This window comes from Leifsonia sp. 71-9 (assembly GCF_001898805.1).
Taxonomy (GTDB): domain Bacteria; phylum Actinomycetota; class Actinomycetes; order Actinomycetales; family Microbacteriaceae; genus Leifsonia.
In genome coordinates this window covers 1-19,931 of record NZ_MKVJ01000014.1, presented here as the reverse complement: position 1 = coordinate 19,931, position 19,931 = coordinate 1, and the positions used below count along the sequence as shown (strand labels likewise).

At 70.6% G+C, this 19,931-nt stretch carries 15 protein-coding genes; 14 read left to right on the top strand and 1 reads right to left on the bottom strand.

Annotated elements, in window-relative coordinates; genetic code table 11:
* Positions 1–9: 9 nt before the first annotated feature.
* Positions 10–615 carry a response regulator gene (locus tag BGO91_RS07305; RefSeq protein WP_021764850.1) on the top strand — a complete coding sequence of 202 codons (606 nt, stop codon included), beginning with the start codon at positions 10–12 and terminating at the stop codon, positions 613–615.
* A gap of 33 nt (positions 616–648) precedes the next feature.
* Here BGO91_RS07305 and BGO91_RS07300 read toward each other — a convergent pair whose 3' ends face one another.
* Positions 649–1,056, bottom strand: coding sequence for a hotdog fold thioesterase (locus tag BGO91_RS07300; RefSeq protein WP_179702728.1), 408 nt, complete (start codon positions 1,054–1,056; stop codon positions 649–651).
* A gap of 67 nt (positions 1,057–1,123) precedes the next feature.
* On the opposite strand from BGO91_RS07300, the gene polA reads away from it, so the two are divergent.
* The 13 genes from polA to BGO91_RS07235 form a co-directional block, all read left to right on the top strand.
* A complete protein-coding gene (polA, locus tag BGO91_RS07295) occupies positions 1,124–3,796 on the top strand; it encodes a DNA polymerase I (protein WP_290472134.1) in 2,673 nt (890 codons plus the stop codon).
* A gap of 59 nt (positions 3,797–3,855) precedes the next feature.
* Positions 3,856–5,529: a DUF885 domain-containing protein gene (locus BGO91_RS07290; RefSeq protein ID WP_290472133.1), complete on the top strand. Its 1,674-nt coding sequence runs from the start codon at positions 3,856–3,858 to the stop codon at positions 5,527–5,529.
* A gap of 204 nt (positions 5,530–5,733) precedes the next feature.
* A complete protein-coding gene (gene rpsA, locus BGO91_RS07285; RefSeq protein ID WP_021764854.1) occupies positions 5,734–7,176 on the top strand; it encodes a 30S ribosomal protein S1 in 1,443 nt (480 codons plus the stop codon).
* Positions 7,177–7,254: 78 nt separating this feature from the next.
* On the top strand, positions 7,255–7,857 hold the full coding sequence (gene coaE / locus BGO91_RS07280; RefSeq protein ID WP_290472132.1) for a dephospho-CoA kinase: 603 nt from the start codon (positions 7,255–7,257) through the stop codon (positions 7,855–7,857).
* Positions 7,858–7,919: 62 nt separating this feature from the next.
* Entirely contained in the window at positions 7,920–9,986 is a 2,067-nt protein-coding gene (uvrB, locus tag BGO91_RS07275; protein ID WP_290472131.1) for an excinuclease ABC subunit UvrB, read from the top strand.
* A 15-nt stretch (positions 9,987–10,001) separates the two neighbouring features.
* Complete coding sequence (locus tag BGO91_RS07270; RefSeq protein ID WP_290472130.1) at positions 10,002–10,736, top strand: DUF4129 domain-containing protein; 735 nt, start codon at positions 10,002–10,004, stop codon at positions 10,734–10,736.
* Positions 10,733–11,242, top strand: coding sequence for a hypothetical protein (locus BGO91_RS07265; protein WP_290472129.1), 510 nt, complete (start codon positions 10,733–10,735; stop codon positions 11,240–11,242). Before BGO91_RS07270 ends, BGO91_RS07265 begins: the two co-directional genes overlap by 4 nt.
* A gap of 55 nt (positions 11,243–11,297) precedes the next feature.
* Complete coding sequence (locus BGO91_RS07260; protein ID WP_290472128.1) at positions 11,298–12,299, top strand: MoxR family ATPase; 1,002 nt, start codon at positions 11,298–11,300, stop codon at positions 12,297–12,299.
* On the top strand, positions 12,296–13,654 hold the full coding sequence (locus BGO91_RS07255) for a DUF58 domain-containing protein (protein WP_290472127.1): 1,359 nt from the start codon (positions 12,296–12,298) through the stop codon (positions 13,652–13,654). The genes BGO91_RS07260 and BGO91_RS07255 overlap by 4 nt, the downstream gene beginning before the upstream one ends.
* Entirely contained in the window at positions 13,651–14,169 is a 519-nt protein-coding gene (locus tag BGO91_RS07250; protein ID WP_290472126.1) for a hypothetical protein, read from the top strand. Before BGO91_RS07255 ends, BGO91_RS07250 begins: the two co-directional genes overlap by 4 nt.
* Positions 14,170–14,394: 225 nt before the next feature.
* Complete coding sequence (uvrA, locus tag BGO91_RS07245) at positions 14,395–17,283, top strand: excinuclease ABC subunit UvrA (protein WP_290472437.1); 2,889 nt, start codon at positions 14,395–14,397, stop codon at positions 17,281–17,283.
* A gap of 9 nt (positions 17,284–17,292) precedes the next feature.
* A complete protein-coding gene (gene uvrC, locus BGO91_RS07240; RefSeq protein ID WP_290472125.1) occupies positions 17,293–19,296 on the top strand; it encodes an excinuclease ABC subunit UvrC in 2,004 nt (667 codons plus the stop codon).
* A 113-nt stretch (positions 19,297–19,409) separates the two neighbouring features.
* Positions 19,410–19,931: VTT domain-containing protein (locus BGO91_RS07235; protein WP_290472124.1), on the top strand; the 522-nt coding region annotated here is incomplete at its 3' end.

The window sequence follows — 19,931 nt, the reverse complement described above, 5'->3', positions numbered from 1 at the left end:
CTTTCATGCGTGACTGACCAGGAAACCACCCCAAGCGCTCCCCGTCGCGTCGTCGTCGCGGAGGACGAATCGCTGATCCGCCTCGACATCGTCGAGACCCTGCGCGACAACGGATTCGAGGTCGTGGGGGAGGCCGGCGACGGCGAGACGGCCGTCGCGCTGGCGACCGAGCTGCGCCCCGATCTGGTGATCATGGACGTCAAGATGCCGCAGCTGGACGGCATCTCGGCCGCGGAGCGCCTGTCGAAGGGCCACATCGCCCCGGTCGTGCTGCTCACCGCCTTCAGCCAGAAGGAGCTCGTCGAGCGGGCCACCGAGGCCGGCGCGCTGGCGTACGTCGTCAAGCCCTTCACCCCGAACGACCTCCTCCCCGCGATCGAGATCGCCCTCGCCCGCTACCAGCAGATCATCGCCCTTGAGGCCGAGGTCTCCGACATGGTGCAGCGGTTCGAGACGCGCAAGCTCGTCGACCGCGCCAAGGGCCTCCTCAACGAGAAGATGGGCCTCTCCGAGCCCGAGGCGTTCCGCTGGATCCAGAAGGCGTCGATGGACCGCCGCCTCACCATGCACGACGTGGCCCAGGCCATCATCGAGCAGCTCGCCTCCAAGAAGTAGGCGAGCCGCACGCGGGCGAGTCGCCCGCTCGCCTCAGCGGAGCTCTTTGATGAGGTTCGTGATGCGGATGGTGGAGCAGCGGCGGCCCTGATCGTCCGTGACGGCGATCTCGTGGGTCGTCAGCGTGCGCCCGAGGTGCACCGGCGTGCAGACCCCGGTCACGTAGCCACTGGTCGCGGAACGCGTGTGCGAGGCGTTGATCTCGATGCCGACCGCGAGGCGGTGCTCGCCGGCGTACAGGTTCGCGGACATCGAGCCGAGGGACTCGCCGAGCACCACGTACGCGCCGCCGTGCAGGAGGTCGGCGGGCTGCGTGTTGCCCGCGACGGGCATGCGCGCGACGGCACGTTCGACGGTGAACTCCACCATCTCGATGCCCATCTTCTCGGCCAGTGCGCCGAGCCCCCTCTGCTGCACGTACGCGAGCGCGTCCTCGGTCATCTCGGCCTTTCCCTCACCGTCGTCGGTCGTCGCCTGGAGTGTCACCGGCGGCTTGTAGGCTGGTCCGGTGTCAGACTCCGAAAAGCCTACCCTTCTGATCATCGACGGCCATTCGCTGGCTTTCCGGGCGTTCTACGCCCTCCCGGTGGACAGCTTCGTCAACCGCGAGGGTCAGCACACCAACGCGATCCACGGCTTCATCGCCATGCTGATCAACCTGCTCCAGCAGCAGAAGCCGACCCACATCGCCGTGGCGTTCGACATCTCCCGCTACTCGTTCCGCACCCGCGAGTACCCCGAGTACAAGGGCACCCGCGGCGAGACGCCGCCGGAGTTCGCCGGCCAGGTGCCGCTGCTCGAAGAGGCGCTCCACGCGATGAACATCACCACCATCGCCAAGGAGGACTACGAGGCCGACGACATCCTCGCGACCCTCGCCCGCCGCGGAGCCGAGGAGGGCTTCCGCGTGCTCGTCGTCTCCGGCGACCGGGACACGATCCAGCTCGTCAACGACGACGTCACGCTGCTCTATCCGAACGTGCGCGGCGTCTCCGAGCTCAAGATCTACGACCCCGCCGCCGTGCGCGAGCGCTACGGGATCGAGCCGCACCAGTACCCCGAGATCGCGGCCCTCGTCGGCGAGACCAGCGACAACCTGATCGGCATCGACAAGGTCGGCGAGAAGACCGCGGTCAAGTGGGTGCAGCAGTACGGCACCGTCGAGAACATCGTGGCGCACGCGGACGAGATCAAGGGCGTCGTGGGGCAGAACCTCCGTGATCAGCAGGAGAACGCCCTCCGCAACCGCCGCCTCAACAAGCTCCTCGACGACGTCGAGCTGCCGGTCGGCCCGGCCGACCTCGAGCGCAAGCCGCTCGACGAGGGCGCCGTGCGCGACATCTTCGCGCGCCTCCAGTTCAAGACCCTGCTCGACCGCCTGATGAAGACCGCGGCGGAAGAGGGACTGCTCGATGGGTCGACGTCGGTCGCCGATGCGGGCGACGCGGGTGCGGTCGGCGCCCCGGTCGTCCGGACACTCGTGGACGAGGAACTGGCGCACTGGCTGTCGAAGGCCTCCGCCGACGGCGCACCCGTTGCCGTCCAGCTCGAGCTCGGACCGGCGGGCATCACCGGTTTCGGGCTCGCGGCCGCCGATGACACGGTGTACGTGCCGTGGGCCGCCGACCGCAAGGACTACGAGGCCCTCGAGCAGTGGCTCGCGAGCACCGCGCCGAAGTACTTCTTCCACGCGAAGCCGCAGTACAAGGCGCTCAGCCGCGCCGGGCTCATCGTGGACGGCATCGCATTCGACACCCGCGTCGCCTCCTGGCTCGTGAAGCCGGGCGCCGCGCCGCAGTCGCTCGCCGAACAGGTGTACGAGGTGCTCGGCGAGACCCTCCCGGTCTCGGACCCGAACCAGCTCGTGCCGCTCACCGACGCGGTGAGCCCGGCGACCGAGGCCTGGTACCTGCGCCGCGTCGCCGAGGGGCAGATGATCGCCCTCGACGCCGGAACCCGCGCGGTCCTCGACGACATCGAGCTTCCCCTCGTGGCCGTGCTCGCCGAGATGGAGCTGAACGGCGTCGCCATCGACTCCACGGTCCTCGCGCGGCTGCGCGGCGAGCTCACCGACAAGGCCAACGACTACGCGGCGCAGGCGTACGCGCAGATCGGCCACGAGATCAACCTCGGTTCGCCCAAGCAGCTCCAGCAGGTGCTGTTCGAAGAGCTGCAGATGCCGAAGACGCGGTCGACGAAGACGGGGTACTCGACCGACGCCGCCTCCCTCGCCGACCTGCAGGAGAAGAACCCGCACCCGTTCCTGGGGCTCCTCCTCCAGCACCGGGACGCCACGAAGCTCAAGCAGATCGTCGAGACGCTGGAGCGCTCGGTGAACGGCGACGGCCGCATCCACACCACCTACGACCAGACCGGCACCTCCACCGGCCGCATCTCGTCCAACGACCCGAACCTGCAGAACATCCCGATCCGCTCCGAGGAGGGGCGCGAGATCCGCTCGGCGTTCGTCCGCGGCGAGGGGTTCGACACCCTGCTGACGGCCGACTACTCGCAGATCGAGATGCGGATCATGGCCCACCTCTCCGAGGACCCGGGGCTCATCGAAGCCTTCAACGCGGGGGAAGACCTGCACCGGTTCGTGGGCGCGCGCGTCTTCGGCGTCGAGCCGGCCGACGTCACGCCGCTGATGCGCACCAAGGTCAAGGCGATGTCCTACGGCCTCGCCTACGGCCTCAGCGCCTTCGGCCTCTCCAAGCAGCTCCGGATCACGACGACCGAGGCGCAGTCGCTGGTCGACGGCTACTTCGAGCGGTTCGGCGCCGTGCGCGACTACCTCATGAACGTGGTCGACCAGGCCAGGGTGGACGGCTACACGGAGACGATCTTCGGCCGCCGGCGCCCGTTCGGCGACCTAAACTCGACCAACCGCGTCCTGCGCCAGAACGCCGAACGGCAGGCGCTGAACGCCCCGATCCAGGGCTCCGCCGCCGACATCATGAAGATCGCGATGCTCGGCATCGCGGGCGACCTCATCGACCAGCAGCTGGAGTCGCGCATGCTCCTCCAGGTGCACGACGAGCTCATCTTCGAGGTGGCGCCCGGCGAATGGGACGCGCTCACGGCCGTCGTCCGCACGCGGATGTCCGGTGCGGCCGACCTCCGGGTCCCGCTCGACGTGCAGGTCGGCCGCGGCCCGAACTGGGACGCCGCCGGGCACTGACCCCGACCCGGGCCGTGGATGGCCGACGCGCGACCCGGGCTTCGGAATAGGCTCGGAGCATGACGAACGCAGAGAAGCGCGAACCCACGCCGATCGACACGATCGCTGACGCATGGGTCGACACCCAACTCGAGCTCAACCCCGAGTTCCACGTCTGGCTCGGCCGACCCGGCCGTGAGGGCGAGTACTCGGACTACTCGCCGGCCGGCTCGGAGCAGACCATCGCCGAGGTGAAGAAGGCGCTGGCCGCCATCGAGGCCGCCGAGCCCGTCGACGAGATCGACCGGATCACCAAGCTCGACCTCACCCGCGAACTGCAGCTGACGGTCGAGAAGCACGAGGCCGGCTTCGCCCAGCGCGACCTCAACGTGATCGCGTCGCCGGCCCAGGGCCTGCGCGAGATCTTCGACCTCGTGCCGACCGACACCGAGGACGACTGGGGCAACGTCGCGAAGCGGCTCCACAACCTCCCGGCCGCGATGGACGGCTACATCGAGACGCTCCGCAGCGGCATCGCCGCGGGCAACGTGCCCGCCATCCGCCAGGTGCGCGAGGTGCTCGCACAGGCCAACAAGCAGGTCGCGGACACCGGATTCTTCTTCGAGCTGGCCTCGGGTGCGAAGACGGCCGAGGGGGCCCTTCCCGACTCGCTGGCGTCCGACCTGGGCGCCGGTGCGAAGGAGTCCGCGGCCGCGTACGCGAAACTCGCCGACTTCCTCCAGAACGAGCTCGCCCCGCACGCGCCCGAGAAGGACGCGGTCGGCCGCGAGCTCTACGCCCTCGCCTCCCGCGACTTCCTCGGCGCCACCGTCGACCTCGACGAGACCTACGAGTGGGGCATCGACGAGCTCAGCCGCATGGTCGCCGAGCAGGAGGCCATCGCCAGGGAGATCAAGCCCGGCGCGAGCGTCCACGAGGCCATCGCCTTCCTCGACGGCGACCCGGCCCGCAAGCTGCACGGCACGGACGCCCTGAAGAAGTGGATGCAGGAGACCAGCGACCGCGCGATCGAGGAGCTCGGGAAGTCGCACTTCGACATCCCGACCGAGATCCGCCGCCTCGAGTGCATGATCGCCCCCACGCAGGAGGGCGGCATCTACTACACCGGCCCCAGCGACGACTTCGCCCGCGCCGGTCGGATGTGGTGGAGCGTGCCCGAGGGCGTGACCGAGTTCGACACCTGGCGCGAGCTGACGACCGTCTACCACGAGGGCGTCCCCGGCCACCACCTGCAGATCGCCCAGGCGACCTACAACAAGGCGCAGCTGAACTCGTGGCGCCGCATCGCCGGCACCTCGGGCCACGCCGAGGGCTGGGCGCTCTACGCGGAGCGGCTGATGGAGCAGCTCGGCTACCTCGACGACCCGGCCGACCGCCTGGGCATGCTCGATGGCCAGCGGATGCGTGCGGCGCGCGTCGTGCTCGACATCGGCGTGCACCTCGAGAAGCAGCTGCCCGACGGCTCGGGGCCGTGGACGGGGGAGTACGCCTTCGAGTTCCTCGGTCAGAACGTCAACATGAACGACGGCTTCGTGCGCTTCGAGGTCAACCGCTACCTCGGCTGGCCGGGTCAGGCGCCGTCGTACAAGATCGGTCAGCGCATCTGGGAGCAGCTGCGCGACGAGTACGCGCGCCGCGAGGGGGCGTCCTTCGACATCAAGGCGTTCCACAAGAAGGCGCTCGACATCGGCGGGGTCGGCCTCGACACGCTGAAGTCCGCTCTGCTCGACTGAGTGGGAGCGCGTCGAAAGGAGGGCCGGGACGTGCGCGCACGCCCCGGCCCTCCCGCGTCGAGACCGCGGGTTGCTGCACGAGGCGTCGGCTGGGTAGACTAGACCGTCACTTGTGTGACATCCACATCCACCTGCCGTTCGCGGGAAACACGACTTCGAGTTCGCGTCCGGCCTGATTTCTGTCCATTACGGAGCATCCACTACATGACAACCGCAACGACCGACAAGGCGCCGAAGCAGGTCGCCGTCAACGACATCGGGTCCGCAGAGGACTTTCTTGCCGCGGTCGAAAAGACGCTGAAGTTCTTCAACGACGGAGACCTCATCGAGGGCACCGTCGTCAAGATCGACCGCGACGAGGTCCTCCTCGACGTCGGTTACAAGACCGAGGGTGTCATCCCCTCGCGCGAGCTTTCCATCAAGCACGACGTCGACCCCACCGAGGTCGTCGAGGTCGGCGACACGGTCGAAGCCCTCGTTCTCCAGAAGGAGGACAAGGAAGGCCGCCTCATCCTGTCCAAGAAGCGTGCGCAGTACGAGCGCGCGTGGGGCGACGTGGAGAAGATCAAGGAGGCCGACGGTGTCGTCACCGGTACGGTCATCGAGGTCGTCAAGGGTGGTCTCATCGTCGACATCGGCCTGCGCGGCTTCCTCCCGGCGTCGCTCATCGAGCTGCGTCGCGTCCGCGACCTGACCCCGTACCTGGGCCAGGAGATTGAGGCCAAGATCCTCGAGCTGGACAAGAACCGCAACAACGTCGTGCTGTCGCGCCGCGCCCTGCTCGAGCAGACGCAGTCCGAGTCGCGCACCACGTTCCTCAACAACCTCCACAAGGGCCAGGTCCGCAAGGGCGTCGTCTCCTCGATCGTCAACTTCGGTGCGTTCGTGGACCTCGGCGGCGTCGACGGTCTCGTCCACGTGTCGGAGCTCTCCTGGAAGCACATCGAGCACGCCTCCGAGGTCGTCGAGGTGGGCCAGGAGGTCACCGTCGAGATCCTCGAGGTCGACCTGGACCGCGAGCGCGTCTCGCTGTCGCTGAAGGCGACCCAGGAGGACCCGTGGCAGGTCTTCGCCCGCACCCACGCGATCGGTCAGGTCGCGCCGGGCAAGGTCACGAAGCTGGTTCCGTTCGGTGCCTTCGTCCGCGTCGCGGACGGCATCGAGGGTCTGGTGCACATCTCCGAGCTCTCCGGCAAGCACGTCGAGCTCGCCGAGCAGGTCGTGTCGGTCGGCGACGAGGTCTTCGTCAAGGTCATCGACATCGACCTGGAGCGCCGCCGCATCTCGCTCAGCCTCAAGCAGGCCAACGAGGGCGTCGACCCCGAGGGCACCGAGTTCGACCCGGCCCTCTACGGCATGGTCACCGAGTACGACGACCAGGGGAACTACAAGTACCCCGAGGGCTTCGACCCGGAGACGAACGAGTGGAAGGAAGGCTTCGACACCCAGCGCGAGGAGTGGGAGCAGCAGTACGCCGCCGCTCAGGCTCGCTGGGAGGCGCACAAGCGCCAGGTCGCCAAGGGCCTGGAAGAGGCTGCTGCCGACAGCGGCACCTCGACCTACTCGAGCGAGACCGGCAACGGCGGAACCCTCGCCGACGACGAGTCCCTCGCCGCCCTGCGCGAGAAGCTCAGCTCCAACAACTGAGTCCCGTCTCCTCGGAGCACGTCTCAGCGAACGGCCGGTCCCCTCGGGGGCCGGCCGTTCGGCCGTTAAGCTGGTCGGGTGCAGCTGATCGGACTCACCGGCGGGATCGCCTCCGGCAAATCGACCATCGCGTCCCGCCTCGCCGAGCACGGCGCCGTGGTCGTGGACGCCGACCGCATCGCCCGGGAGGTCGTCGAGCCCGGCCGGCCCGCCCTGGCCGCCATCGCCGAGCGCTTCGGCCCGAACGTGATCGCGGCGGACGGGAGCCTCGACCGGCCCGCTCTCGGGGCCATCGTCTTCGCCGACGAAGAGGCCCGTCTCGCTCTCAACGCGATCACGCACCCGGCGGTGCTCGCCGAGTCGACGGCCCGTTTCGAGGCCGCGGGCGCGGCGGATCCCGACGCGATCGTCGTCTACGACGTGCCGCTCCTCGTGGAGTCGGCGAACGAGTACCCGTTCGAACTCGTGGTGGTGGCGCACGCCGCCGCGGCCACACGCGTCGAGCGCCTGGTCGCGCTCCGCGGGATGGACAGGGCGGAGGCCGAGCGCCGTATCCGCTCGCAGGCGACGGACGAGGAGCGCCTCGCCGTCGCGGACGTCGTGATCGACACCGACGGATCTCTGGAGCACACCCGGCAGCAGGTCGACCTGCTCTGGGAGCAGCTGCGCTCGCGCCGCTGACCCGCGTTCCGCTCTGAGCGAGAGCCGGTCCTGGTGTCGGTGGTCCGGCCTAGGCTTGAAGCATGGAACCCACGCGCGCCGTCCGCCCCTTCGAGGTCGTCAGCGAGTACACCCCGAGTGGTGACCAGCCGCAGGCGATCGCCGAGCTGGCGGGCCGGATCAACGCCGGCGAGACCGACGTCGTGCTGCTCGGCGCCACCGGCACCGGCAAGTCGGCGACGACCGCCTGGCTGATCGAGCAGGTGCAGCGGCCGACCCTCGTCCTCGCGCACAACAAGACGCTCGCCGCGCAGCTCGCTAACGAGTTCCGCGAGCTGCTGCCCAACAACGCGGTCGAGTACTTCGTCTCGTACTACGACTACTACCAGCCCGAGGCCTACGTGCCGCAGACGGACACCTTCATCGAGAAGGACTCGTCGATCAACTCGGAGGTGGAGCGCCTCCGCCACTCCACCACCAACTCGCTGCTGAGCCGGCGCGACGTAGTGGTCGTCTCCACCGTGTCGTGCATCTACGGACTCGGTGCGGCGGAGGAGTACCTGGAGGCCATGGTCGCGCTCCAGGTGGGCCAGACGATCGGCCGCGACGCCCTGATCCGCCGATTCGTGAACATGCAGTACGAGCGCAACGACGTCGACTTCTCCCGCGGCAAGTTCCGCGTGCGCGGCGACACCATCGAGATCATCCCGGTGTACGAGGAGCACGCGATCCGCATCGAGATGTTCGGCGACGAGATCGAGGCGCTGTACTCGCTGCACCCGCTCACCGGCAACGTCATCGCGAAGCTCGACGCCGTCTCCGTCTTCCCGGCGACGCACTACGCCGCCAGCCCGGTCACCATGCAGCGCGCCATCGGCACCATCCAGACCGAGCTCCACGACCGACTCGTCGAGCTCGAGCGCGAGGGCAAGCTCCTGGAGGCGCAGCGGCTGCGCATGCGCACCCAGTTCGACCTCGAGATGATGGAGCAGATCGGCTTCTGCTCCGGCATCGAGAACTACTCGAGGCACATCGACGGCCGGCAGGCGGGCGAAGCGCCCAACTGCCTCCTCGACTACTTCCCGGACGACTTCCTCGTCGTGATCGACGAGTCGCACGTGACGGTCCCACAGATCGGCGCGATGTACGAGGGCGACGCGTCGCGCAAGCGCACGCTCGTCGAGCACGGCTTCCGCCTGCCGAGCGCCCTGGACAACCGGCCGCTGCGCTGGAACGAGTTCAAGGACCGCGTCGGCCAGACGGTCTACCTCTCCGCGACGCCGGGACAGTACGAGATGGGGATCGCCGACGGAGTCGTGGAGCAGATCATCCGCCCGACGGGTCTCGTCGACCCCGAGATCGTCGTCAAGCCCACCAAGGGCCAGATCGACGACCTCCTCGAGGAGATCCGGGTGCGCGTGGAGCGCGACGAGCGCATCCTCGTGACGACCCTCACGAAGAAGATGGCGGAGGAGCTGACCGACTTCCTCGCCGAGGCGGGGGTGAAGGTGCGCTACCTCCACTCGGACGTCGACACCCTCCGCCGCGTCGAGCTGCTCACCGAGCTCCGCGCCGGCGTCTACGACGTGCTCGTCGGCATCAACCTGCTGCGCGAGGGCCTCGACCTGCCCGAGGTGTCGCTCGTCGCGATCCTCGATGCCGACAAGGAGGGCTTCCTGCGCTCGTCGACGTCGCTCATCCAGACGATCGGCCGCGCCGCGCGAAACGTGTCGGGGCAGGTCCACATGTACGCGGACGTGCTCACCGACTCGATGAAGCGCGCCATCGAGGAGACCGACCGGCGCCGCGAGAAGCAGGTGGAGTACAACCGGGTCAACGGGATCGACCCGCAGCCGCTGCGCAAGCGGATCGCGGACATCACGGACGTCCTCGCCCGCGAGGAGGCCGACACGGCCCGGATGCTCGCCGGCCGGGAGCAGAAGCGCAAGAGCCCGACCCCCAACCTGCGCAACGGCGGGATCGCGGCGCAGGGTGCGGCCGAACTCGAAGGGCTGATCGCCGACCTCAACCAGCAGATGCTCGCCGCGGCCGGCGAACTGAAGTTCGAGCTCGCGGCACGACTGCGCGACGAGCTCTCCGACCTCAAGCGCGACCTGCGGCAGATGGAGAAGGCCGGGCACCTGGGCTGACGCTACGGTGGCAGGGTGAGCTCGAAGAAGGCGTGGCAGCGGTGGGTCGCTCCCGCCGCGGCCGGCGCGCTGCTCGCCATCGCCGCCGTGGCGATCGCGACGCAGGGCGCGCCGACGTTCAGCCCGCCTCGCGTCCTCCTGCCGGACGTCGAGGTGACGCCGCCTCCCCAGAGCGCCGATGTCATGTCGGGGAGTCCTGAGCCCCAGGAGCCGCCCCACACCCTCCACCTGGATCTCTCGTGGTTGGCGATCGCGCTCATCGCCATCGCGGTCGCGGTCGCGCTCGCGGTGCTCTGGCGCTACATGCGCCGCCGTCTCCAGCCTCGGGCTGCTCCGCCGGTCGCCGATCTCGGCGCCGTGACGGAGGGCGACCTCCTGCCGGCCCCGGAGGAACCGCGCCCGGAATCGGTGCGGCGCGGACTCGACCGCGCACTGGACGCGCTCGATGCACCCCGTGAGCCGCGCGGCGCGATCGAGCGCGCCTGGCTCGGACTCGAGGAGGGCGCTGCCGACTCAGGTGTGCGCCGGCTCCCCGCCGAGACCCCGGGCGAATTCGTCACCCGGGTGATCGCCCGGGTCGCCCCCGACCGCACCGCCGCCCGGTCCCTTCTCGAGGTCTACCAGCGGGTCCGGTTCGGCGACGGTCCCGTGACCGCGGCCGACGTGCAGGTGGCGCGGGATGCGCTGGCCTCGCTCCGTGCGTCGTGGCGAGGCGAGCCGGCCACGAACTCGTCGGGGGAGTCGCGGTGACCCGGGGCCGGATGCTGCGGCGCCTCATCGGGAGCGCCGTGCTGGGCATCGCGGTCGCATTCCTGGCCTGGTGGCTCGGGATGGACGCGCCGCACGCGGTCGGTCTCGGCGGCGTGGTCATCGCCCTCGCGGGTTGCCTCTCCCTCGTCGGCGAGCAGGCGGACGTCGGCTGGCCGCCTCCCGACCCCGCCCTGCGACCGGGCTCGCGGCGCGACGTCGCCCAGCTCGCGTGGTCGGTCGGCGCGCGGTCACGCGGGCTCCGCGGAGGATGGGTCTCGTCGGACGCCGTCCGTCGGCTGCGGACCGCAGCGGCGGGGGCGCTCGCGGTGCGCGGGGTAGACCTCGACGATCCCGCGGCGCAGGACGACGTGCGGCGACTCCTCGGGGACGCGGCTCCCGTGCTGCTGCGCCGCGGAAGCGCCGCGTCTCCGAGCACGGCCGAGTTCGTCGCCCTGCTCGGCCGGGTGGAGGGGCTGGTCGGCGCCATCGACCGCGGCGGCGGTTGACCGGACGCCACGTCCGCCACATCCCACCCGTCCCACCCTCGATCACAGGAGCACCATGACCGCCACCCCCGCAGCACTGCCCGTCGCCGATGTGGCCCGGCTCGGCGCCGCCGTCCTCGAACGCGTCGAGTCCGTCGTCGTCGGGATGCGCGAGCCGCTCACCCTGGCGCTGGCCGCGATCCTCGCCGGCGGCCACGTGCTGTTCGAGGACGTCCCCGGTCTCGGCAAGACGCTCGCCGCGCGGTCGATCGCGTCGGCCGTCGGGCTCGGGTTCCGGCGGCTGCAGTGCACGCCGGACCTCCTGCCCTCCGACATCACGGGCTCGTTCGTCTACCTGCCCCAGACGGCGGAGTTCGAGTTCCGGCCGGGGCCGGTCTTCACGGGGCTGTTCCTCGCGGACGAGATCAACCGCACCTCGCCCAAGACCCAGTCGGCCCTGCTGGAGGCGATGGCGGAGGGGCAGGTGTCGGTGGAGGGGAGCAGTTTCGCGCTTCCGCGCCCGTTCCACGTCGTGGCGACCGCCAACCCGATCGAGTCGGAGGGCACCTACGCCCTCCCCGAAGCACAGCTCGACCGGTTCATGGTGCGGCTGAGCGTCGGCTACCCGGACCAGGCGGGGGAGCAGCGCGTGCTCCTGGCCCGCGTCGCGCGCCGTCACGAGGTCGCGACGGTGGAGGCGGCGACCGACGCGGACACGCTGCTCGCCATGCAGGCCGGGGTGGAGCAGGTGGACGTCGACCCCGACATCGTCGCGTACTGCGTCGCCCTCGCCGCCGCGACGAGGCGGCATCGGTCGGTGGAGGTCGGCGCCTCGCCGCGCGGGTCGCAGGGTCTCCTGCTGGTCGCCCGCGCCCTCGCGGTGCTCGCGGGCCGCGACTTCGTGCTCCCGGACGATGTGAAGCGGGTCGCCGTCGCCGTCCTCGCGCACCGTCTGACGCTGACGGTCGCGGCGTGGACGAGCGGTGTGAGCCCGCAGGACGTGGTGGCGGAGGTCGTCGGCGCGGTGCCGGGGCCGCCCGCGGTCGGCGCGCGCGAACGGGAGGCGGCGCAGGCGTGACGACGCCACGAGCGCAGGAGGGCGCGACGCCGTCGGCGAGCGACGCGGGCGGCGGGTGGGTGCGCAGCCCCGCCCAGGCCGCAGCGGCGCTGGTCTCCGTGGTGTGCCTGGTCGCGGCGTTCGTCTTCAGCCGGGCCGAGCTGGTCCTGATCGCGGCTCCGCTGCTGATCGCCGCGCTGGTGGACCGGTCCCGTCGGCCGTCGGCGGGCGCGGCCGTGGACCTGGCGGTCGAGATCGCGGATCCCGCGGAGGGGACCACCTCCGCCGTCACGGCGATCCTCTCGGCGGAGATCGAGCGGGAGTCGGCGGCGGACGCCCTCCACCTCCGTCTCGCCACCGTCGACCGTCCGCCGTTCGACGCGGTGCTCGCCCCGCGGAGCGCTGCGCCGCTGCGTCTCGGGATCGCCGTCGGCCATTCGGGGCCGCAGCGGATCCTGACCGCGGAGGCGCGCGCGATCGGCGCGGACGCCTCGTGGGCCGGCGATCCCGACGCGTCCGGATCGCCCACCGAGGTCCAGCGCATCGTCCGGCCGGTGCCGGTCCCGCTCCGCAGCCTCCCGCTTCCCGCCCGACTGGTCGGCTTGACCGGCCAGCATGTGTCCGTACGGCCGGGCGACGGCGGCGAGTTCCGGGATGTCGACCGGTACCGCGCGGGCGACCGCTTGCGCCGGATCGACTGGAAGGCCACGGCGCGGCGCGGACAGCGTCCGGGGGAGCTCTACGTGCGGCGCACGACGGCGACGTCGGACGCGGCGGTCCACCTCGTCCTCGATGCGCGCGACGACCTCCCGGGGGAGGTGGCCGACTGGGCGGTGCCGTACCCCCGCCCGGGGCTGCGGTCCCTCGACATCGCGCGGGAGGCCGCCGCCTCGCTGGCGGCGGCGTACGCGGGGATGGCCGACCGCGTCGGCTTCGACGACCTCGCGGACGCGGCGCGGGCGCTCCCGCCGCGCTCGGGCACTCGCCACCGCCAGGCGGTGCTGCGCGCGATCGAGACCACGGCGGCGCGCGGGTCGGTCACCGACCGGATCCGCGTCCCCCGGCTCGCCCCGGGCGCCCTCGTGTACGTGCTGTCCACCTTCCTCGACGAGCAGCCCGTGCGTCTCGCCCTCGCGTGGCGGGCGGCCGGGCACCGCGTGATCGCGGTGGACGTGCTCCCGCCGCTCGCCACCGCCGACCTGCCGTCGCGGGACCGGATCGCCCTCCGCCTCGTGCTCGCCGAGCGCGACGTGCGGTTCGAACGGCTGCGGGTGTCGGGCGCGGAGCGGCTGCAGTGGGCCTCGGCGGAGCGGGACGTCCAGCTCCGCAGGCTCGCGGCACCGCAGCGCCGCGCGACCTCGGGACGGCCGGCATGAGCCGCGCCGACGAACTACCCGGCCTGCCGTGGACCGTGCCGGGCTGGGCGCTCCACGTCGCCTTCGCGGTCGTCGCCGTCGTGCTGGCCCTGACCTCCGCGCCGAACGGTCCGTGGCCGATCCTGTGCGTCGCCCTGGCGGGCGTCTCGGTCGCCGTCCCGCGGTGGCGGACGGCGTGGGTGCTCATCGCGGTCCTCGCGTTCTCGGTGCTGCTCGAGCCCGCCGGCGGTCTCTCCGTCCGCGTGCTCGCGCTGGTCGCCGGAGCGCACGCGCTGCACATCCTGGCGGCGTGGATGCTGGCGGTCCCGGCCCGGGCGCGGCTGGAGCCCGCCGTCCTGCTCCCCGGCCTGCGGCGGTTCGTCCTGATCCAGGTGCCCGTGCAGGCGGTGGCCGTCGCGGTGCTGGCGCTGCGGCAGCCGATCGCGGGAGGGTGGCCGGCGGTCGCCTCCGGAGCCGCCGTGCTCGCGCTGGGAGCGCTCCTCGGCGTGCTCCTCCTGCGCCGTCCGCAACGCTGAACGCGAGGAGGCCGTCGACGATGTCGGTGGTCGAGCTTAGACTCGCGCGTGCGGACCGGAGTCCGTCGCGCACACGATAGAATCGAACACAGCTTCGAACGCGGGGTGCGCGTGCGCGGACGGCGAACACCGCCCGCCGCGCGAGGGATGTAGCGGAGAATGGGACGAGTGAGTATTCAGGCGCAGGGCAATCAGGGGCAGAACCTCCAGGGTCACGCGACCCACGTGCAGGGGAGCATCGCCAGAGTGACGGGGTCGCAGTTGAGCGTTCGCGGCGCGCGCGTGCACAACCTGCACGACGTCGACCTCGACATCCCGCGCGACTCGCTGGTCGTCTTCACCGGCCTCTCCGGGTCGGGCAAGTCGTCGCTCGCGTTCGACACGATCTTCGCCGAAGGCCAGCGCCGCTACGTGGAGTCGCTCTCGGCCTACGCGCGCCAGTTCCTCGGCCAGGTCGACCGCCCCGACGTCGACTTCATCGAGGGCCTGAGCCCGGCCGTCTCGATCGATCAGAAGTCGACGAACCGCAACCCGCGGTCGACGGTCGGCACGATCACGGAGATCTACGACTACATGCGCCTCCTGTGGGCGCGCATCGGCGTGCCGCACTGCCCGGTCTGCGGCGAGAAGATCCAGCGGCAGACGGTGCAGCAGATCGCCGACCAGCTCATGGAGCTCGAGGCGGGTACGCGCTACATGGTCGTCAGCCCGGTGGTGTCGCAGAAGAAGGGCGAGTTCGTCGACCTCTTCAAGGAGCTCGCGGCGAGCGGATACTCGCGCGCCCTCGTCGACGGCGAGATGATCCAGCTCTCCGAGCCGCCGACGCTCAAGAAGCAGTACAAGCACGACATCTCGGTGATCGTCGACCGCCTGGTCGCCGGGCCGGACATCCTCACCCGCCTCACGGACTCCCTGGAGACGGCGCTGCGCCTCACCGACGGGCTCGCGCAGGTCAACTTCGTCGACCGCGAGGGCACGGAGGCGTGGCAGTCGTTCAGCGAGAAGCTCTCCTGCCCGAACGGCCACCCCATCCAGCTCACCGAGATCGAGCCCCGCACGTTCTCGTTCAACGCGCCGTTCGGCGCCTGCCCGGAGTGCTCCGGTCTCGGCACGCGCATGTCCGTCGACGACGACCTGCTGCTCGGCGACGACACGCAGAGCATCGCCGAGGGCGTCATCGTGCCCTGGACCACGCAGGGCAAGGGCCTCTTCAACTACTACGAGAAGCTGCTCGCCGGCCTCGCCCGCGATCTCAAGTTCTCGCTCAACACGCCGTGGAAGAAGCTGCCGGACACCGTGAAGGAGGCCGTGCTCCACGGCGACAACTTCGAGGTCAAGGTCCGCTGGAAGAACCGCTACGGCCGCGAGATGTCCTACACCTCCGGCTTCGAGGGCGTGGTGCCGTACATCGAGCGCCAGTACCTCCAGGCCGAGACGGACACCCAGCGCGCCCGCTGGGCGGAGTACCTCCGCGAGGTGCCCTGCCCGGTCTGCAAGGGCAAGCGCCTCAAGCCCGAGGTGCTCGCCGTGCTCGTGCACGGGGCGAGCATCGCGGACGCGTCGCAGCTGAGCCTCAGCGACGCGCGCGCCTTCATGGAGAAGCTGCACCTCACCGAGCGTGAGCAGAAGATCGGCGCGCAGGTGCTGCGCGAGATCAAGATCCGCCTCGACTTCCTCATCCAGGTCGGCCTCAGCTACCTCGACCTCTCGCGCGCCGCGGCGTCGCTCTCGGGCGGCGAGGCGCAGCGTATCCGCCTGGCGACCCAGATCGGCTCCGGCCTGACGGGCGTGCTGTACGTGCTCGACGAGCCGAGCATCGGCCTGCACCAGCGCGACAACCGCCGCCTGATCGACACCCTGGTCGCCCTCCGCGACCTCGGCAACACGCTGATCGTCGTCGAGCACGACGAGGACACCATCCGCACCGCCGACTGGGTCGTGGACATCGGCCCGGGCGCCGGCGTCAACGGCGGTCACGTCGTGCACTCCGGCTCGTACGACGAGCTGCTGGCGAACACCGAGTCGCTCACGGGCGACTACCTCGCCGGCCGCCGCGAGATCCCGATCCCGGCGAAGCGTCGCAAGATCGACAAGAAGCGCGTGCTGCGCGTCGTCGACGCCGAGGCGAACAACCTCAAGAAGGTGACCGTCGACTTCCCGCTCGGCGCGTTCGTGGCGGTGACCGGCGTCTCGGGCTCGGGCAAGTCCTCGCTCGTCAACGACATCCTGTACCGGGTGCTCGCCAACAAGCTCAACGGCGCCCGCAAGCTGCCGGGCAAGCACCGCACGGTCACGGGGCTCGACAACCTGGACAAGGTCGTGCACGTCGACCAGGCGCCGATCGGCCGCACGCCGCGCTCCAACCCGGCGACCTACACCGGCGTCTTCGACCGCATCCGCAACCTCTTCGCGGAGACCACCGAGGCGAAGATGCGCGGGTACCTTCCCGGCCGCTTCAGCTTCAACGTCAAGGGCGGGCGCTGCGAGGCGTGCTCGGGCGACGGCACGATCAAGATCGAGATGAACTTCCTGCCCGACGTCTACGTCGCGTGCGAGGTGTGCGGGGGAGCGCGCTACAACCGCGACACCCTCTCCGTGCACTACAAGGGCAAGAACATCGCCGAGGTGCTCGACATGCCGATCAGCGAGGCGGCGGTGTTCTTCGAGCCGATCTCGGCCATCCACCGCTTCCTCAAGACCCTCGTCGACGTCGGCCTCGGCTACGTGCGGCTCGGTCAGAGCGCCACGACGCTGTCGGGCGGCGAGGCGCAGCGCGTCAAGCTCGCCACCGAGCTGCAGCGCCGCTCGAACGGCCGCAGCGTGTACGTGCTCGACGAGCCGACCACCGGTCTGCACTTCGAGGACGTCCGCAAGCTCCTCCTGGTGCTGAACGGCCTGCTCGACAAGGGCAACACCGTGATCGTGATCGAGCACAACCTCGACGTGATCAAGTCGGCGGACTGGCTGATCGACATGGGACCGGAAGGCGGCGCGGGCGGCGGAGAGGTCATCGCGACCGGCACGCCCGAGCAGGTCGCGGAGGCCCCGGGCAGCCACACGGGCTACTTCCTCAAGGAGATCCTGCAGGGCGAGAGCGCCCAGGGCGCCGCGTAGGGGGAGCGCGTGGCCGACACCGTCAGCTACCGGCCGAAGGCCGGCGAGATCCCGACGCAACCGGGCGTCTACCGCTTCCGCGACAAGAACCGTCGCGTGCTCTACGTGGGCAAGGCCAAGAACCTGCGCGCGCGGCTGAGCAACTACTTCCAGCCGCTCCGGAGCCTCCACGAGCGCACCCGCCGGATGGTGACGACGGCCGCGTCGGTCGAGTGGACCGTGGTGGCGAGCGAGTTCGAGGCCCTCCAGCTCGAGTACACCTGGATCAAGGAGTTCAACCCGCCGTTCAACGTGCAGTTCCGGGACGACAAGTCGTACCCGTACCTCGCCGTGACGCTCGGCGACCGCATCCCCCGGGTGATGGTCACACGCAACCGCGGGGTGAAGGACGCGCGCTACTTCGGCCCGTACACGAAGGTCTGGGCGATCCGCGACACGGTCGACCTGATGCTCAAGGCGTTCCCGATGCGCAGCTGCTCCGACGGCGTGTACCGGCGGGCGGAGCTGACCGGCCGCCCCTGCCTGTTGGGCGACATCGGCAAGTGCGCGGCCCCGTGCGTCGGGCGCATCTCGCCGGAGGACCACCGCGGCCTCGCGGAGGACTTCGTCTCCTTCATGGCCGGCAACGACACCAAGTACATCCGCGAGCTGACGGACCAGATGAAGACGGCCGCGAGCGCGATGGACTACGAGGCGGCGGCTCGGCACCGCGACGCCATCCAGGCGCTCGAGTCCGCGATGGGCAAGAGCGCCGTCGTGCTGCACGACAATGTGGACCTGGACGCGTTCGGCATCGCGCACGACGAGCTCGCGGCCGCGGTTCAGCAGTTCATCGTGCGCGGCGGCCGCATCCGTGGTGTGCGCAGCTGGGTGGTCGACAAGGAGCTCGACATGGATCTCGGCGAGCTCGTCGAGACGGTCCTGCAGAACGCGTACGAGGGCGCCGATGTCCCGCCGCGCGAGATCCTCGTGCCCGAGCTGCCGGACGACGCCACCGAGCTCGAGCAGTGGCTCACGGCCCGACGGCACGAGACCAGCGGAGGCAGCGTCAGCGACCCGTCCGCCACCCGTGGCCGCCTCAGCGGCCGGGTGGAGCTGCGGACCGCCCAGCGCGGCGAGAAGGCGGCGCTCGCGCAGACGGCGGAGATGAACGCGAAGAACGCGCTCGTGCTCTACAAGACCCGCCGCAGCGCCGACTTCGTGTCCCGGTCGAAGGCCCTCGCCGACATCCAGGAGGCCCTGGGGATGGACGAGGCGCCCCTGCGGATGGAGTGCTACGACGTCTCCCACCTGAGCGGCACGAACATCGTCGCGTCGATGGTGGTCTTCGAGGACGGCCTGCCCCGCAAGGACCAGTACCGCCGCTTCAGTATCCCGGAGTCGACGGACGACACGGAGTCGATCTACCAGGTGATCACCCGCCGTCTCGCGTACCTCCGCGAGGACCCGAGCGGCGAGGTCCCGGCCGTCGAGGGCGGCGCGCCCGTCGTCGCGCCGGCGGAGGACGGCGGCGACGATCCGACGATCGACGTCGATGCCGAGCTCGCGGAGGCGACGGAGAAGCGCCGGCGCAAGTTCTCGTATCCGCCGAATCTGCTGCTCGTCGACGGCGGCCAGCCGCAGGTGGCGGCGGCGCAGCGTGCGCTGGAGGAGTCCGGGGTGCAGGGCATCCAGCTCGCCGGAATCGCCAAGCGGCTCGAGGAGATCTGGCTGCCCGACTCGGACTTCCCGGTCATCCTGCCCCGCAACAGCGACGCCCTCTTCCTGATCCAGCGTCTCCGCGACGAGGCGCACCGGTTCGCGATCACGTATCAGCGTGCACGCCGCAAGCGGGACATCGGAACCGTGCTGGGCGAGATCCCGGGTCTGGGGCCGTCGCGCGTCAAGGAGCTGCTCAAGCACTTCGGGTCGGTGGCGCAGCTGAAGCAGGCGACCCCCGAGCAGATCGCCGAGGTGCGCGGGGTGGGGCCAACGCTCGCCACCGCGATCCACGAGCGCCTCGGGGACCGCTGAGCGCGGATCCGCCGTCGCGGGGTCTCCCTCCCCGGGATCTCCCTCCGCGGTAGGGGGCGGAAGGTACCACCGGGTGACGCGCGACCGTACCGTGCGTCCGTAGCGTCGCCGGTATGGATGCCGTGAACGAGTTCATCGCCCAGGCCGCCGCGTCGCCGTGGGTCTACCTGGTCGTCTTCGCCGTCGTGCTGGTGGACGCCTTCTTCCCGCCGGTGCCGAGCGAGTCCGTGGTGATCGCCGCGGCGGCCGCGGCCGTCGCCATCGGCACCCCGAACCTCCCGCTGGTGATCGCGTGCGCCGCAGCCGGCGCGATCGCCGGCGACAACCTCACCTACGCGATCGGGAGGCGCGTGCCGCTGGAGCGCATCCGCTTCCTCCGGGGACCGCGGATGAGCGCCGCACTGGCGCGAGCCCGGCAGGGCATCCACAAGCGGGCCGGAGTCCTCGTGCTCTCGGCGCGCTACGTCCCGGTCGGGCGGGTCGCGGTGAACCTGATGGCCGGGGCGTCCGGAGTCGCCCCGCGGCGGTTCCTGCTCCTGTCGTCGGTGGCGGGCGCCTCCTGGGCGCTCTACTCGGTTACTGTGGGTGTGATCGCGGCGCAGTGGCTGGGCGGCAACGCGCTCCTGGCGATGATC